The sequence below is a fragment of the Buttiauxella massiliensis genome (assembly GCF_902500225.1).
Classification (GTDB): Bacteria; Pseudomonadota; Gammaproteobacteria; order Enterobacterales; family Enterobacteriaceae; genus Buttiauxella; species Buttiauxella massiliensis.
On the sequence record NZ_LR722649.1, the window covers coordinates 371,432 to 389,004 of the forward strand.

General features: G+C 45.8%; 14 protein-coding genes, 1 tRNA gene and 1 pseudogene. 8 read left to right on the forward strand and 8 right to left on the reverse strand.

The genetic code is table 11. From position 1 onward, the window contains the following. Position 1 precedes the first annotated feature (1 nt). The 6 genes from recJ (at position 2) to GC128_RS04060 (ending at position 7,973) form a co-directional block, all read left to right on the forward strand. A complete protein-coding gene (recJ, locus tag GC128_RS04035) occupies positions 2-1,735 on the forward strand; it encodes a single-stranded-DNA-specific exonuclease RecJ (protein WP_151993202.1) in 1,734 nt (577 codons plus the stop codon). A 118-nt stretch (positions 1,736-1,853) separates the two neighbouring features. Then, positions 1,854-2,952, forward strand: a protein-coding gene (prfB, locus tag GC128_RS04040) for a peptide chain release factor 2 (protein ID WP_133522190.1) whose coding sequence is annotated in 2 segments (ribosomal slippage) — positions 1,854-1,928 and positions 1,930-2,952 — 1,098 coding nt in all. Because the reading frame shifts where the segments join, the coding sequence is not laid out codon by codon here. A 9-nt stretch (positions 2,953-2,961) separates the two neighbouring features. Further along, positions 2,962-4,476, forward strand: a complete 1,515-nt coding sequence (gene lysS / locus GC128_RS04045; protein ID WP_151993203.1) for a lysine--tRNA ligase — start codon at positions 2,962-2,964, stop codon at positions 4,474-4,476. Positions 4,477-4,540: 64 nt separating this feature from the next. Next, positions 4,541-5,308 (forward strand): amidase activator ActS, encoded by a 768-nt coding sequence (gene actS, locus GC128_RS04050; protein ID WP_151993204.1) that lies wholly within the window; start codon positions 4,541-4,543, stop codon positions 5,306-5,308. 221 nt (positions 5,309-5,529) lie between these two features. Beyond that, positions 5,530-6,777 carry a peptidase T gene (gene pepT / locus GC128_RS04055; protein ID WP_151993205.1) on the forward strand — a complete coding sequence of 416 codons (1,248 nt, stop codon included), beginning with the start codon at positions 5,530-5,532 and terminating at the stop codon, positions 6,775-6,777. Next, entirely contained in the window at positions 6,774-7,973 is a 1,200-nt protein-coding gene (locus GC128_RS04060; RefSeq protein ID WP_151993206.1) for an MFS transporter, read from the forward strand. Before pepT ends, GC128_RS04060 begins: the two co-directional genes overlap by 4 nt. 37 nt (positions 7,974-8,010) lie before the next feature. On the opposite strand, the gene GC128_RS04065 is transcribed toward GC128_RS04060, so the two are convergent. The 3 genes from GC128_RS04065 to GC128_RS04075 form a co-directional block, all read right to left on the reverse strand. Beyond that, entirely contained in the window at positions 8,011-9,189 is a 1,179-nt protein-coding gene (locus GC128_RS04065) for an MFS transporter (RefSeq protein ID WP_151993207.1), read from the reverse strand. Beyond that, entirely contained in the window at positions 9,190-9,591 is a 402-nt protein-coding gene (locus GC128_RS04070; RefSeq protein ID WP_151993208.1) for a GlcG/HbpS family heme-binding protein, read from the reverse strand. It lies immediately after the preceding gene. Positions 9,592-9,695: 104 nt separating this feature from the next. After that, positions 9,696-10,394, reverse strand: a complete 699-nt coding sequence (locus GC128_RS04075) for an IclR family transcriptional regulator (protein WP_151993209.1) — start codon at positions 10,392-10,394, stop codon at positions 9,696-9,698. 212 nt (positions 10,395-10,606) lie between these two features. On the opposite strand from GC128_RS04075, the gene GC128_RS04080 reads away from it, so the two are divergent. Continuing rightward, positions 10,607-10,680, forward strand: a tRNA-Gly gene (locus tag GC128_RS04080). 148 nt (positions 10,681-10,828) lie between these two features. Here GC128_RS04080 and GC128_RS04085 read toward each other — a convergent pair. From GC128_RS04085 to GC128_RS04100, 5 genes and pseudogenes are all read right to left on the reverse strand, one after another. Continuing rightward, positions 10,829-13,054: a sensor domain-containing phosphodiesterase gene (locus GC128_RS04085; protein WP_193216215.1), complete on the reverse strand. Its 2,226-nt coding sequence runs from the start codon at positions 13,052-13,054 to the stop codon at positions 10,829-10,831. A gap of 123 nt (positions 13,055-13,177) precedes the next feature. Next, positions 13,178-13,450: a diguanylate cyclase domain-containing protein gene (locus GC128_RS23275; RefSeq protein ID WP_407643459.1), complete on the reverse strand. Its 273-nt coding sequence runs from the start codon at positions 13,448-13,450 to the stop codon at positions 13,178-13,180. Beyond that, positions 13,359-14,477 (reverse strand): annotated as a pseudogene (locus GC128_RS04090) (MHYT domain-containing protein); the annotation flags it as partial. The gene GC128_RS23275 and the pseudogene GC128_RS04090, both read right to left, overlap by 92 nt. A gap of 210 nt (positions 14,478-14,687) precedes the next feature. Next, entirely contained in the window at positions 14,688-15,206 is a 519-nt protein-coding gene (locus GC128_RS04095) for a hypothetical protein (RefSeq protein WP_193216217.1), read from the reverse strand. Next, complete coding sequence (locus GC128_RS04100; RefSeq protein ID WP_151993212.1) at positions 15,203-15,985, reverse strand: winged helix-turn-helix domain-containing protein; 783 nt, start codon at positions 15,983-15,985, stop codon at positions 15,203-15,205. The genes GC128_RS04095 and GC128_RS04100 overlap by 4 nt, the downstream gene beginning before the upstream one ends. Before the next feature lie 977 nt (positions 15,986-16,962). Here GC128_RS04100 and GC128_RS04105 point away from each other — a divergent pair. After that, positions 16,963-17,568, forward strand: coding sequence for a helix-turn-helix domain-containing protein (locus tag GC128_RS04105; protein WP_151993213.1), 606 nt, complete (start codon positions 16,963-16,965; stop codon positions 17,566-17,568). The last annotated feature ends 5 nt before the right edge of the window (positions 17,569-17,573 follow it).

Genomic DNA, 17,573 nt, shown 5'->3' on the forward strand with positions numbered 1-17,573 from the left:
GGTGAAACAGCAAACACAACTTCGCCGCCGTACGGTCGATGAATCCGTGGTCTTACCCCAGCAATTGCACCCACTTTTAAAACGCCTTTACGCCAGCCGTGGTGTGCGCGGCGAGCAAGACCTGGAACGCAGTGTGAAGGGAATGCTCTCGTGGCAACAACTTAATGGCATGGATAAAGCCGTTGAGATACTGCATAACGCTTTCCGTGAAGGTTTGCGCATTATCGTGGTCGGTGATTTTGATGCCGATGGCGCGACCAGTACCGCGTTAAGTGTTCTGGGGTTGCGCAGCCTTGGGTGCCAAAACGTTAGCTATCTCGTACCTAACCGTTTCGACGACGGTTATGGTTTGAGCCCGGAAGTTGTGGATCAAGCTCATGCGCGTGGCGCGCAGATGATCTTGACCGTCGATAACGGGATCTCTTCCCATAGCGGTGTTGAACGAGCTCACGCACTGGGCATTCCGGTAGTCGTGACGGATCATCACCTGCCGGGGCCTGAACTTCCAGCGGCTGATGCCATCGTTAACCCAAATTTGGTTGATTGTGAGTTCCCGTCAAAATCACTTGCCGGTGTTGGCGTAGCCTTTTATCTGATGCTGGCGATGCGTGCTCATCTGCGTGATTGCGGTTGGTTTGAACAGCAGGGTCTGGCGATTCCAAACATTGCAGAACTGCTGGATCTGGTGGCGTTAGGCACCGTGGCTGACGTTGTTCCGCTTGATACCAATAACCGCATTTTGACCTGGCAGGGCTTGAGCCGTATTCGTGCAGGCAAGTGTCGCCCAGGTATTAAAGCACTGCTGGAAGTTGCTAACCGTGAGCCGCAAAAACTTGCAGCCAGCGATTTGGGCTTTGCGCTAGGTCCGCGCCTGAATGCGGCAGGGCGCCTGGACGATATGTCCGTAGGTGTGGCGCTACTGCTCAGTGAAAATATTGCTGAAGCACGGATGTTGGCCAATGAGCTGGATGCACTCAATCAGACACGTAAAGAGATTGAGCAAGGCATGCAGGTTGAAGCGCTAACGCTGTGCCAACAACTTGAGCACAGCCATGATGAGTTGCCATATGGCCTGGCGATGTACCACCCGGAATGGCATCAGGGCGTGGTCGGTATCCTGGCTTCACGTATCAAAGAGCGCTTTAACCGCCCGGTAATTGCATTTGCACCCGCGGGTGACGGCACGCTGAAAGGTTCTGGCCGCTCGGTGCAAGGCTTGCATATGCGCGATGCTCTTGAGCGTCTCGATACTCTGTATCCTGGGATGATGCTGAAATTTGGCGGCCATGCAATGGCGGCAGGTTTGTCGCTGGAAGAGGCGAAATTCGAAGAATTCCGTCAGCGCTTTGGCGATTTGATCGGCGAATGGCTTGATCCCGCATTGCTTCAGGGCGTGATTTGGTCAGACGGTGCTATTTCTGCGCAAGAGATGACGTTGGAAACCGCTGAGATGCTGCGCGATGCCGGGCCGTGGGGGCAGATGTTCCCTGAGCCATTATTTGACGGCAAATTCCGTTTGTTACAACAACGGCTGGTGGGCGAGCGTCATCTTAAAGTGATGGTTGAACCCATCGGCGGTGGACCGTTGATTGACGGCATTGCTTTTAACGTGGATACCGCATGCTGGCCGGATAACGGCGTGCGTGAAGTTGAATTGGCTTTCAAGCTGGACGTAAATGAGTTTCGCGGTAATCGCAGCGTTCAGTTGTTAATCGATCATATCTGGCCTCTATAGCCCTATTACTTGGCTATTAACGGGCAACAAAGCTATAAAAAGCGGCGTAATTCCGGTAAACTTTCCGGTCTACGACCGCATTTTCGTCTTCTGTCATCAACATAAGATAATACAGACCATGTTTGAAATTAACCCGGTAAAAAACCGCATCCAGGACCTCACTGAGCGCAGCGACGTTCTTAGGGGGTATCTTTGACTATGATGCCAAGAAAGAGCGCCTGGAAGAAGTAAACGCAGAGCTGGAACAGCCTGATGTGTGGAACGAACCTGAACGCGCGCAAGCGTTAGGTAAAGAGCGTTCCGCACTGGAAGCCATTGTCGATACATTGGACCAAATGACTCAGGGGCTGGAAGATGTTAACGGCTTGCTGGAGTTGGCCATCGAAGCCGACGACGAAGATACCTTCAATGAAACCATTGTTGAGATAGACCAGCTCGAAGCCAAACTGGCACAGCTGGAGTTCCGTCGTATGTTCTCCGGCGAATATGACAGCGCTGACTGTTATATCGATATTCAGGCAGGTTCTGGCGGCACCGAAGCGCAAGACTGGGCCAGTATGTTGATGCGTATGTATCTGCGTTGGGCAGAAGCGCGTGGCTTCAAAACCGAAATTATTGAAGAGTCTGAAGGTGAAGTTGCCGGTATTAAATCCGTGACTATTCGCATTCAGGGCGAATATGCCTTTGGCTGGTTACGTACCGAAACTGGCGTCCATCGTCTGGTCCGTAAGAGTCCGTTCGATTCCGGTGGCCGTCGCCATACCTCCTTTAGCTCCGCCTTCGTTTATCCAGAAGTGGATGACGATATTGATATCGAAATCAACCCGGCGGATCTGCGTATCGATGTGTATCGTGCATCTGGCGCAGGTGGTCAGCACGTTAACCGTACAGAATCCGCGGTGCGTATTACCCACCTTCCGACCAATACAGTGACTCAGTGCCAGAACGACCGTTCGCAGCATAAGAACAAAGATCAGGCAATGAAGCAGATGAAGGCGAAGTTATACGAGCTGGAAATGCAGAAGAAGAATGCTGAGAAGCAGTCGCTGGAAGACAATAAATCGGATATCGGCTGGGGCAGCCAGATTCGTTCTTACGTACTGGACGACTCCCGTATCAAAGACTTGCGTACAGGTGTAGAAACCCGTAACACGCAGGCGGTACTGGATGGCGATCTGGACAAATTTATCGAAGCAAGTTTGAAAGCAGGGTTATGAGGAACCAACATGTCTGAACAACAAGCACAGGGTACCGAAGCGGTCGATCTTAATAATGAACTGAAAGCACGCCGCGAGAAGCTGGCAGGCCTGCGCGAGCAGGGCATTGCTTTCCCAAATGATTTCCGTCGCGATCATACCTCAGACCAATTGCACGCTGACTTCGATGCGAAAGAGAACGAAGAGCTGGAAGAGCTGGGCATCGAAGTTGCCGTTGCTGGTCGTATGATGACTCGCCGTATCATGGGTAAAGCGTCTTTCGTTACCCTGCAAGATGTTGGTGGTCGCATTCAGCTTTACGTTGCGCGTGATGATTTGCCAGAAGGCATCTACAACGAGCAGTTCAAAAAATGGGACCTCGGTGACATCCTGGGTGCGCGCGGTAAGCTGTTCAAAACCAAAACCGGTGAGCTTTCTATTCACTGTACTGAACTGCGCCTGCTGACCAAAGCACTGCGCCCGCTACCGGATAAATTCCACGGCCTGCAGGATCAAGAAGCGCGCTACCGCCAGCGTTACCTGGATCTGATCTCTAATGACGAATCCCGCAACACCTTTAAAATTCGTTCGCAAATCATGGCTGGCGTTCGTCAGTTCATGGTGGCACGTGGATTTATGGAAGTTGAAACGCCAATGATGCAGGTTATCCCTGGCGGTGCGTCGGCTCGTCCGTTCATCACTCACCACAACGCGCTGGACATCGATATGTACCTGCGTATTGCGCCGGAACTGTATCTGAAGCGCCTGGTAGTGGGTGGTTTCGATCGCGTATTCGAGATCAACCGTAATTTCCGTAACGAAGGTATTTCTCCGCGTCACAACCCAGAGTTCACCATGATGGAACTCTATATGGCGTACGCGGATTACAAAGATCTGATCGAGCTGACCGAATCTCTGTTCCGTACTCTGGCACATGACGTGCTGGGTACTGCGCAGGTTAAGTATGGCGAAGAGATCTTTGACTTCGACCAGCCATTCGCCAAATTGACCATGCGCGAAGCCATCAAAAAATACCGCCCGGAAACTGATATTGCAGATCTGGACGATATGGGCAAAGCACTGGAAATCGCAGCAGCTATCGGCATCAAAGTCGAGAAGAGCTGGGGCCTGGGCCGTGTAGTCACCGAGATCTTCGAAGAAGTGGCTGAAAGCCACCTGATTCAGCCGACCTTCATTACTGAATACCCGGCAGAAGTTTCTCCACTGGCGCGTCGTAATGACGAAAATCCAGAAATCACTGACCGCTTCGAGTTCTTCATCGGCGGCCGTGAAATCGGTAATGGCTTCTCTGAGCTGAACGATGCAGAAGATCAGGCACAGCGCTTTGCTGACCAGGTTAATGCGAAAGACGCAGGCGACGACGAAGCGATGTTCTTCGACGAAGACTACGTAACTGCTCTGGAGCACGGCTTGCCACCAACGGCGGGTCTGGGCATTGGTATCGACCGTATGGTTATGCTGTTCACTAACAGCCACACCATCCGCGACGTTATCTTGTTCCCGGCTCTGCGCCCGGTTAAGTAAGTTGTACTCGTTCCTCCCTTCGGGGAGGAACCCATTTTTTAGTTAATGTATTCAGAGGATTGGTTTGAGCAAGGAAAGCACAGTCAGAACATGGGCACCCAATGTCCTCATCCTCCTACTAAGCCTGTTACTCGTCGCTTGTTCATCAAATAAAGCGGGCAGCTCTAAAGCATCCTCCGGCAGTTACAACGGCTCGGTTTACACTGTCAAACGTGGCGATACCCTTTCCAAAATCTCACGCATGACTGGCACAAGTGTCGGCCAACTGGCACGCCTCAATGGTATTCCTGCTCCTTATACGCTGGAGATAGGGCAAAAAATCCGTGTTAAAAGTAGCTCTGGTTCTTCATCTTCTTCAAAGAAAACAGCCGTTGCGAAAACCTCGAAACCACGTTCATCTTCCACAAGTAGCGTAGCGAAAGTCGCTGCACCTCCGGTTGGCTCAAAATGCTGGCTCTGGCCGACGTCGGGTAAAGTGATTGCGCCTTTCTCCGATAGTGATGGTGGGAATAAAGGTATTGATATCGCTGGAAAACGCGGGCAACCGATTTACGCATCCGCCGCTGGAACAGTGGTTTACGTCGGCAACCAGCTTCGTGGCTACGGCAATTTAGTTATGATCAAACATAACGAAGAATACATCACCGCCTACGCGCACAACGAAACGACATTGGTGAACACCAGTCAGAAAGTCACTGCCGGGCAGAAAATTGCCACCATGGGCAGCAGCGGTTCGGATTCTGTGAATCTCCATTTCCAGATTCGCTACCGGGCAAACGCGATTGATCCTCAGCGTTATTTACCTCCGATGGGCAGCAAACCTTCCTGCTAATAATTAAAAGCCAGAGCGAATCTGGCTTTTAATAAATCCCCTCGCTATTGATCTCTATCACGCATTACCCCGCCTTCCTGACTAATAATGCTAAACACTTCTATTCATAATATGAATGGTTAATATTTTGCAAAATAACAACTGAGTTATAACGAATATGACGAGGTTGATGCAATTATGATATTTACCAACCATTCAATGTTAATGGTGAGTAGCAAATAATGACAACACATATCAATGCAGACCAAATAATAAATACCTTTATCAGGTATACAACAATCAACACCACTTCCGTTGCAGATAATCAACACCTTCCTAGCTGTGAAAACCAGTACAAATTAGCGCAACTTGTTGCCGATGAGTTCGCAACTGAAAGTGCTGTTGAGACCACCATTAACGATAATGCTATTACCGTTCTTAGCCTTGCCGCAAATAACCCGGAAATGCCCTCCATTGTCTTCTTTGCACATCTCGACACAGCGCCAGATAACGCGAATGACACCCACGCTGTACGCGTGAAAAACTATGACGGTACAGATATCGTGCTGCCTGCGACTGGCGATGCGATTACCGTTGAAGCATTCCCTGAATTGCTGGACTACATAGGCCAGGAGATTATCACCACTGATGGCACTAGCCTGTTGGGCGCTGACGACAAAGCCGCGATTGCCGCTGGCGTCGAAGCCATTCGCTATATGCTTGCGACACCGGACTTTAAACATGGCGATATCAAACTGGTATTGCTCCCGGATGAAGAAATTGGTATTCGCGGAGCCAAAGCATTAAACGTGGCCGCATTAAATGCCGACTTTGGTATTTGCCTCGACTGCTGTGGTATCGGCGAATATGTGGTTGAAAACTGGTATGCAGGCAGCGCAAAAATGACCTTTAAAGGCGTGACTGCCCATCCAATGAGCGCCAAAGGAAAACTGGTTAATGCCGTATTAATCGCTAATGAAGTGATTAACGCATTACCCGAAGCTGAACGTCCTGAATTAACAGAGGGTCGTGAAGGCTATTTCTGGGTGAATAAAATCAGCGGTAATACTGTCAGTGCTACGCTTGAAATTGCACTGCGTGATTTTGAAATCGACGGCTACCAGAATAGAAAAGCAACACTACGTTCAATTACCGAACAACTCCAAAATCGCTACGGCCACGAAAATATTATTCTGGAACTATCTGATACTTACGATAATGTCAAAGCGGGTCTCGACAAAAAGCCGGAAATTATTGCCAGTGTTCAACAGGCGATGCGCAATTTGGGAATCGAGCCGAAGCCGCTAATTATGCGTGGTGGGTATGACGGCAGTGTCATCACTCCAGCTGGTTTACCTACGGTGAATATCTTTACCGGTGCTCATAATTTCCACTCCACCAAAGAGTTTCTCCCTGCAGAATCCCTGCGCCTGGCAAGCGAAATGCTGCTGGAAATCATCACTCTGAGCGCTCAGGAGGTTTCTGCGTGAATAAGTGGATAATCGAGTTTGTTCTATATGCGGTCTATATGGTTTTTGGCGCTGCCTGGGCGACAACCGGTGCAGTGATGCCGCAAATCATGGCCGATTTTAATATCGATGTTTCTCATGCGGCGTTGATGTCGAATGTGATTCTGTGGGCGAAAATTCTTGGAGCCTTCTGCACGTCAATTCTGACGGCGCAACTGGGTGCGAAGAAATCCTATCTTTTGGGTTGTGTGCTGACCGGGTTATCGATATTTATCCCATGGACCAATAATTTTGACCTGCTGTTAGTGATTCGCTTTATGGGTGGTCTGGGCGGAGCAATTTGCCTGGTTTCACTGGTGCCGACCGTGGCACGTTTGTTTGGTAACAAAACTGCATCTGCGCTCAACAGTTTAAACTGCACCTCCAATATCATCGGCACCATTATCGCGTTGACGCTGGCAGGTAGCTTGTCTATCTACTTTGGTGGCTGGAGAAATCTGCTGGCGGTCTATGGTGTGGTTACACTGGTTCTGGGTGCTGTGTGGCTAATCTTCTTCACCGATGAAGAAGTTGCTGTAACTACTGCAAGCCACGACGGCAGCACGGATAAACTGCGCATTATGAAAGATGCGATTTTTAACCGCGTTGTGTGGGGGATGATTGCCCAGTATGTCGGCGCGATGATCATGATGATTTTCATGTTCACCTTCCTGCCGCTTTACTACGCCAAATACGCGCACCTGCCGCCAGAATCGCATGCTCACCTGAGCGGCACGGTAAACCAGGTCGGGATTATGCTCGGTGCGATTGCAGGACCATTCTGCAAAGCTCGCGGCTACCATTATAAAAACTGGTTGTTTAGCACCAGCATCGCGATGGCAATTACCACCTTTATTATGCTGTTCGCAACCAATGACATTCTGATTCTGGTTTGTTCATTCCTGACGGGCTTTGTGTTTGCGACCTGGTTTGCCTTTATTTTCTCTATCCCAAAAGAGACGTTAAAAAGGGCCAATACGCAAACTGTGACTTATACAATGTCGACGTTCTGGGTATGTACATTCGTTATCGCTACCGCGAACAGTCAATTAATTGGTTGGTCGATTGATGCAACCGGTAGCTTCACAATGGGCTTTATCTGGGTGTTTGCGCTGATGGTGGTTTCACCTATCGTGGCTCTAATAGTATTCCCGAAAAAAGTGGCAGCTCACGCTTAAAAAAGAAGGGGAAACCGCGAGGTTTCCCTTTTATCTATCAGGTGCGTTGATTGTGTTTACCCGTAAGCCAGAAGAGAGGAGTTTGAGCAACCAGCACCAACAGCACTCCTGCCCACGGCGTTAGCACCATCTTGTTTTGTGCCACTAATCCACTCCCCAGGATCTCACCCAAAGTAATACCCAGGTTAAATGCCGAGATATTCAACGCTGAAGCAAAATCCACTGCCCGAGGAGTCCAGCGCGATGCTGTTTCCAGCATTCCTGCCTGAAAACCTGGTGACATCCCGAATGCCAGTGCACCCCAAATAAATAGCAGCGGTACAACAGCCAGTTTGCTGGAGAGGGTGAGCGCCAGGAGCACAAATACCGCGAGCAGACCCAGCAGCATACGACGTAGCGCAGTGGGCCAGCCGAGACTTGCAGCCCAACGTCCTCCGGCCATGTTCCCAACTAAAGTGGCTATGCCAAATACCACCAATAACATGCTGGCACTATGGGTCGAAAACCCACTGATGCCAGTCAAAATAGGGGTGATAAAGGTGAAGGCAGCAAAACTTGCGCCAAAACCTAGTACGGTAATACTCATCATCGCCAGAATCATGGGCTGTTTTAACGCAGACAATTGTATAAACGCCGAGCCTGCCTTCTGCGCGGGTAGTACCGGAACCCAGCGTGCCGTTGCCAGCAGAGCAATTGCGGCTAACACTGCGACCCCAAAAAAGGGTAAACGCCAGCCCAGCCCATTACCAATCACACTTCCTAATGGCACACCGATAACCATCGCAAGCGTCAGGCCTGCAAACATAACGGAAATTGCCCGGCTTGCAGCACCAGGTGCTGCTAATCGGGCTGCGACAGTGGCACCGATAGCGAAGAAACTGCCGTGTGCAATTGCTGTGATGATGCGACCCAGCAATAGCATGTGATAGTCGGTAGAAAATGCTGATAGCAGGTTACCAAAAAGAAAGGTCGTCACTAATGCCAGCAGCAATGGCTTACGTGGCAATCGCGCAAGCCCAAGAACGACAATCGGTGTTCCAATGGCGAGCGCGAGCGCGTAGGTTCCGACCAGGCTTCCGGCCTGAGCCAGAGACACATGTAAATCCTGAGCTATGGCGGGCAACACGCCGACGACGATAAACTCCGCCACACCTATAGCAAATGCAGTAACTGCCAGGGCCCAGACACCCGCATGAATACGATGTGGCGTGCTCATTTATGCTCTCCCGGCTGCGGCCAGCGCAATGATTTGATCGGCTTCTACCGTTGCACCGGCAATACCTACTGCACCAGTTGCGTAGTTATGTTCATCGTAGAGCACAACGCCGCCGCCAAAACTAATCAGCCCACCGTTAGTGGACTCCAGAGAATAAATTGCGCCACCTGGCTGAGCATCTGCACCAAGAGTCAGGCTGTCCGTACGAAAAAGTGCTGCGGTGCGTGCTTTCTTGATTGAAACATCAATAGCCCCCGGGACTGCGTTGTCCATGCGCAAAAAACCGCGCAGTAGACCTGCGTCATCAACAACACTGATATTAATAGCAAAATTCATCTCTTGTGCGAGCTGTCGGGCGCGTTCAATCACTTGCACAACGGTTGATTCACTTAAAGCAGACATTGGAAAACTCCTTGATGTGATAAAGAGTCGCCAATGATTGCTGTGAGCTAACAATTTGTGAAGATGGGTAGGGTGATTGGAGGCTAAAGTTTGATAATGCCGAACTAAGCCTGGTTGAATGCGATCGCCAGCGCTGTTAAGGCTGGCTTGCTTAAACGTTTGGCAGGAGCTGCTACACCTAATGCTGCAATAACGCATCCTTGCCGACGAAGCGGTATAGCCAGACAATTTAGCCCCACTTCAGCTTCCTCAAGGTCGAGTGCATAGCCTTGCTCGTGAATGATATGTAATTCCTGTTCAAGTTTTGCCGGCAGGAGATTTGCTCGTCGCAAACTGCGCACTAATTCAGGTTCGTTAGCTAAAAATATTTTGCCAATAGCGGAGGTCGTTAATCCTTCACGGCGGCCGCGCGGACTGGCTACCCGTAGATTATTGCAACCTTCGATAGCATCAATATAAAGGTACTCACGCGTGCCACAAGGGGCTGCCAGATAGCTGGTTTCCCCACTTAATCTCGCCATTCTCAATAAAGCCGGCGTAAATACTTCCCGCAATTGTTCATCCGCGTTCGCCAGAGGTTGCGAGATGTCCCGCAAACGCAAACCTAGTGCGTAATGCGTCCCTTTGCGGGTTATGTAGCCCAGAGCTGAGAGAGTGTTGAGCAGTCCATGTAATGTGCTTTTGTTCAAATTAAGCCGTGCTGACAAATCGGCTAAACGAGCGACACCACCTGCAGCGGCAATATCTTCAAGTATTGCCATTGCGCGTTCAACAGACTGTATGCGGCGGTTCTCATCAATCATTTTAGGACTCGGTGAGTTTGAAAAGTTCACCATTGTAGAACTTATTGGGTCGAAGGGAAAACGGGAGGGAATCACAAGGGAAATGATTTGCCAACAAGAGTTAGATATTCGCATGCCTCTAATAAAAACAATCGCTTAATAATCCACCACATAAAATGAAAAGGCGCTTGCCAGTGAAAGCTGAACGTCTATAATGCCTACGCACTTCTTAAGCGGGTGTAGTTCAATGGTAGAACGGCAGCTTCCCAAGCTGCATACGAGGGTTCGATTCCCTTCACCCGCTCCAGCATACCTTTCCTAATCTATTTAGAATCTAACGAACCCATTCGATACGTGCGTTACGCTACTTTTACGTCCTGAATTTGCTTTATCATTATTCATGACGACAGCAGAAAACCCCTTGTATCATGTTTTCTGCTGCCGGATTTTATGACTTAAACAGTTGCCGGTAAGGTTTCGATAGGTGCAGGCTTACCAATGAAGTAGCCCTGAACATAGTCAATTCCCATGCGGAATAGAGCATTCTGAATCGCTTCTGTTTCGACAAATTCAGCCACTAACGTCATGTTTTTCATTCTTGCTAACTCACAAATAGATTCCACGATTTTGTAATCCATTTCACTGGAAATAATATTGTGGATAAAACTACCATCGATTTTGAGTATATTCGCCTGCATGTTTTTTAGTCGCGCATAGCTCGCATAACCCGTACCAAAATCATCTATAGCAATTTTACAGCCTAAACGCTGTAGTGCATCCAGTGTCTTATCTGCTTGTAAATTGTTGGTAAGTTCATCGGTTTCGGTCACTTCCAGAACGATCTGCTCAGGCGCAATACCGTACTTAATTAGCATATTTTCAATGAGATGCGCCATATCTGTGCGGCAGATTGATGCTGGAGTCAGATTGATGGCGAAGCACTGATTTGGCCGTGAATGACGGGTTTCATCCATATATTTCATGGTGTTATTTAACACCCATAGATCAATGCTCGAGGACATGCCAAATTCATTTGCTAGCGGTAAAAAAGTATCCGGGAAAATAAGTTCATCATTACTACCAAGCATTCTCAACAGGACTTCATGGTAGCGGTGACCATTTTTACTTTCTATTGGCTGAGCCATCAAAACAAACCGATCTAACTCAAGCGCATATTGAAGTTGATTCATCATGTCGACTTTAGTTTTAACCTGACTTTGTACCTGGCGGCTGCTTTGCTTTCTCATATCCACGGGCAAGTTTGTTGTCAGGGAGATCTCTGCCAGTGCTCGTAATTCACCAATTAATAAATATAGATGACCCACTGGGTAGTTAATGATGCAGTAGCTACAACCAATTTGTGGGTAGAGCTTTACCCCATCACGGGTATAACGGAATGTTTTGGCTTTGTTGTGTAGCTCAGAAATTCTTTTTTCAGCATTTAAAGGGGACATCCGTACGATTAAATCATGACCTGAGCTAATATAAATAAGCTCATCATTTTCCAACACTGGCTTTAAATAATGTGCCAATTGTTGCTTGTACTGTACTTGCATGAGTAAGCCATAATGGCGGCCCAGCAGCTCAAGGTCAGGGATATATAATTGGCATAAGACAGAGACGGTGTTTTTGTTTAAATCCGCATCAAGTGCCAGCAAGTTTGGCAGATGCAAAACTGGATCGATGCTCATTAATCGTTTGGACTTAATATTCAACGCACGTTGCCGTGAAATATTTATAGCCATCAAAATAATTGTTATTGAGAATGCCGCAAAGCAGGATGTTGCAACAGCCAGATGTAACTTGTAATCGGCGGTTTGAGGAATATAGTTTTGATAGTTATTGCACAGTACGACCAATAACATCCACCAAATGAGAGAAATGGCAGCATGGCCCAGACGTAGCGTTCCCCAGATCATGACGGGTAATAGTAACGTCAGGGTATATACAGAGTTTATCAGCGTTAATTTATGATTGATTGGTGAGATCATGAGAGCCGTAAGCAATATCAGTGCACCAAATAGACAAATGAGCTCCAGTGCTCGCAGGTCTTCTGCAACTTGATTACGGATTTTTTCAATATACTTCTTCATGTATGATGGCGTTCTGAATGAACGAATTACCAAATAACACATTGGCAAACCAATCATATTCCCAACCAACATTCCCTGATAACTTATCAATGTTCGCGTGGTGAATGGAGATATGTACATCATTGTTTGATGTACGCCAAACATCCCCAGATAGAGTACAGCCTGGAAATAGTTTAAGAATAAAGTGGCATTAATAAATATCAGCCAAAAAATTCGCTGCCAGGTTAGGTTATAGCGCCCAAAGCTTGCTCGGCCACGCTTACCTGTAAAATAGTAATAACCAGCACAGCTTATTCCTATCGAAGTAAAATAATGTAGTACAGACATAATTGCCGGCTCAAAGCCACGATCAGGGGCAACTCGGTAAAATACACACAGTATGATACCAGGAAGTGCCTTAAAACCATAAATCATGGTGAGGGCTGTCATAAGTGCCATATTGAGGTAAAAGAAAGATACCTCGAAACCATCAACGTTGCCATAAGCACTCATATACTGAGTGATAGGGTATAGGATGAAGGGGAGAACAAGTGGTAAAGCCCACCATTTGTCTTTGTACTTGTTATACAACGCAGTAAATTTCATCATCAATGTCTGCTTTTTTACTAATTCCACTGTCTGGAATGATTTACAAGCATCCATTGCTTAAAAATAAGTGTTACTAACACTCGCTATCTTGCTCTATTAATACTCTTTGGTATTAACCTGGTATCACGTGGGCAATGTCATTGCTATCTCATCGTAAAAGATGACATTGTTTTTCCCTTTATCTTTTATGTAATACATCGCCACATCGGCTTTTTTCAAAAGTGTGGCAACATCTTGCCCATGCTCCGGGTAAATAGAAATCCCGATGTCTGGCAGACAAGAAATCAACTGTTGTTGCTGAGAGTTCATAGCTATCTGAGATTCTTGAAAGCAATTTTTTGGCAAGTTTGATCGCCGCATCCTCTGTTTTTTCGCAAACGACGATGATGAATTCATCACCACCAATTCTTGCCACAAATCCTCCCTTGCCAATAACGTTCCTGAGCATTTTAGATATCTTTACCAGCAGCTCATCACCAATGGCATGTCCCCAGACGTCGTTAACACGTTTAAAACCGTCAAGGTCAATAAACATAATGAACAGTGGTTGCATTTGTTTATCAAATAGAGTGTTCAAATGATTTTGTAAATAAAGGCGATTAGGCAATTGAGTTAATGAATCATGTTGCGTCATTTGTTTTAATTGCAAATTCTTAGAAATTAACTCTCTTTTGAGAAGTTCATTACTCAAATGTTCTTTGAAATTAATAAACCAGATGAAGATAGCTAACATAAATACCAGGGTAATAAGTATTACCATCGTCATAGCTATCGTGTTTTCGATGTAATCATCATGTTTTATGCTAATAAATGAGGAGGCCATTGGTTCCATATTCATTTTACTTGTACCTAAAAAGTGCATGATTGCTACACCGGTACAAAGAGTAAGAGTGGCACCCAGTCGGCAGAAGTTGGCGTAGCTGTCGTTTTTACTCGTCATAACCAACATCAAATGAGTTAAACGCAGCATGCCTAATGAAGTAATAAAAATAACGATTAGCGAAAGTGTGATATGAGCATTGCTAACATACCAATCACCTGTATTGATGATTGCAGCCATTCCCAGGTAGTGCATGGATGCTGCGGTGGCAGAAAATATCAATGCAGGAATGAGATAGTGATTTTTGCGTAATTTTTTGAATAAAAAGCAACCAAACCCCAGGGAACAACCAATAATAGCGACGAGTAAAGAGGCCAGCGTTATCTTAATGTTATAATTTATAATATGACTATGATGATGGGCCTGCATCACCATGTAGTGTAAAACCCAAATACCACAGCCCATAGTTGGGCCACTAAATAAAGGCCAACAGTAATGTTTTTTTCGAGCGCCAGCTTTACATAGCCAAAAAGAGACATAAAAAGCCAGGCACGCAATAATTACTGCGAGTAGGACTAATGAGATATCATAATTAAATAACATATTTAACTTAAAGTTTACTTTTAGGAAGCTGCATGTTTATTATCATCTTAATGTGCGAGTGGATAATAACGTGGTACTTATTATGTTCAAGGTATTTTTATTAATTTACACAAATAAAAGACAATCCGTGCACTGGTTGTCTTTTAATGGGCTGAAACATGCCTGAAATGATTTAACTTAGTTCAAGTCGCTGTAGATGTTTGTACGAAGTTACTCTTCATCGGGAAGCTGATACTTCTGGCAGTATAAATAAGGAATGTCTTCACGGGTGAGGAGAGCGGCATCCTTGTTTAGCCTAAAAATATCGATATCGCTTACTCCTGAGTTTTTCAGATAAAAATCAGGGAAAAATTGTTGCAGAATCGCAGCGGGTACGGTTTCACGGTTGGAAATGATGATCTGCTGGGATACCCAGACGGGGCTGAGGCCATACTCAGCAAGCGTAAAGAGGATGGTCCTCTGAACCGTATACTCTTCCTGCGGCGTGACGTTTATGATGCCGTTAATGTTTGCAATACCTTTTCCATCACCCGATTTGAAATCGACAATGCCTCTAAATGACGCATTACCCCTAACTATCTGTAGCGTCGACCGGCATACGATGCTGTGCGGATTCTCGTATGAGGGCATATATAGATAGAACGCGAGACCGGAGAGTATCGCCAGACACACCAGGAAAATGATACGTGTTTGTTTTCTGATAGTGGCTATCGCGCTAAGCATCTTCATTTACTATCGTACCGGGGATAATAGACGGACTGACAGGAGTTATCATGTGACAATTCCATATTGGTAGTGCACGTAATGATAGAAATATTTTTCGTCTCAGGATAAGCCGTTACATAGAGGTATTTATCATCACTGCACATTTCAGGATGCTGTTTGATAAAGCCCTCATGACGAATATGGTTACTTGCATCATCATTTAAAAAATAGTGGCATTGGCCATCATATTTTTTTGAAGCAACATAACCCGAAAAGTAACTCTCGCTGGATACTTTAGGGTAGAGAAGCATCCCAACTATTATGATGGTAAACATAATAATAAGTGCTTCCGCCAGATTTACCTTTGGCAGTTTTTTATTATCTATTCTATTCGTATCTGTTACAGCGTGCGGCTCTGTAAGTTCGATATCAACCTCAGGTACAACATGATCCCGTTTTTTTTCAACGGTTATTTCTTGTTGAATGATAAGACCTTTACGAGGAATTGTGGTGATTATTTGTTTCTCTACATTCATTTGTAAAAATGACTTTCGCAGAGAGAGAATGCTTTGATAAAAGGCGTTAAAGCTAACCTGTCTGTGGCTTTCACCCCACGCGAAAGCGAGTAACTCATTCTGAGTAACAATCTTAGTGTGATTCCTGAGCAATAACAGTAGGCATAATGAGGCTGTCGGCTTGAGTTTTATCTCTTCATGGCTGTCTGTATGTACCAGACACTGTTTCTCTGGTAGGAATACTATTTTGTTTTCAATGAGATAACATAGATTATCTGCTTCGGACATGTTGCCACTACTCTCGTTGACTCAGGCTGGTTTTCCACCTGCCATTATAAGCACAATGTGGCATGGAATAATCCAGCCTTTTAGCTACTTTACCCTGTAGGCACTTCTTGGATCATCAATATACGTATGATTAACTAAGTGTTAACTATTTTTATACGTTAAAAATCATTTAAAATCAATTTGTTATGGTTGTGCGCTGTTTCTTTTTTAACTGAAAAGATAAAATTAGCAGCGCAAAGATTAAAAAAATTACGTTTCTGCCCTCAGATTAATATACTCACTGACAGAGCAGTATGAGGGGGCAGGCGTGGTAGCTCAGAGTTAGATGCTCAATAGTGTAAATTTGAAAATGATATTTAATACCTGAGTATTTCAGTTGCCTTTACTCATCGTTGATGATGTCTCACCATAACAATGGGGCCATGGCCATTGAATAAACTATTTCAATTAATAGTATGTATTTATGGGGTTTCAACCCTGGTGTTTATGTTATTCAGATTCGTATGGCTTTTAACGCAGGCAAGAAAATATCAGCAAAATGATATTACCTGGTTTAAAGATAAGATTGATACCGTGATTGTGATATCGATTGTTTGGCCATTGTATTTATTATATATTATTTTTCAAGTTGTTTTTAATCCCTGCTGTTTATGGAATAACAGTTGTGATTGTTTGAAAAACAATATGCCCTGATATGATTTTTTTGAGTGATTATTTCATTGCTGTATAATGAAGTAATAATAAAGTATGCGGTTGTTCATGAGCGTGGAATATTGTTTGGCATGGAGTTCATAAGGTTATTCATTTCAAATCGCCATCCTACAATCCTCAAAATCTGGCTTACCAATCGCAGGTTTGCCGTAATGTCCTATATTGATATACGTTACGAGTAACGGGGTATCGATTGCGTTAGGGCGATCTCCTTTGCTTTGTGCCAGGAGATAATCTCAATCCCATAACTAGAGTAAGAGAAGCTGATGTCCATTCTTAATTTTGATGAATCTGTAATGCTCATTGGAGACGAGATTAAAAAATCTGAAAACGCCTATTTCTCTCTGAGGAAAAAACGTCAGCGCATTGAAATGAAAAAAGATGGAAACATTTTTTATCTTGAGAAAGGTTCTGTCTCTGTTTACCGAGTTGAAAATGACCTTGTTACGGTAAGTTTTACCGCCCCCGCTATCCTTGGCCTGGCACAGATGCGTAATGATGTGATGTCTCATTACCTGCGTTGTGACACGGACTGTGAGATGTGGGTAATGAATGCGGCTAATGCTAATGAGATGCTTAGCAAGAAAAACCTATGGATACATGCATTTGATATTCTGACTAACCATCTGCAGCGTTATTTCCAGCGTGAAAATCTGCGTTCGCATAAAACTATTCGCGAAATTGTGACGGAACACGTGAAACACATTTGGTCACTTGAGCCTGAAATACGTGAAAAAACATCAGTTTATACATTTATTCTCAGTAGGAACCACATTTCACGTAGCGCTATCCATAAAGTGCTCCAGGAGTTGGTTAACGAGGGTAAATTGACTCTGAACCGTGGGAAGTTGTCTTCGTTTAATGCCCAGTAAGACAA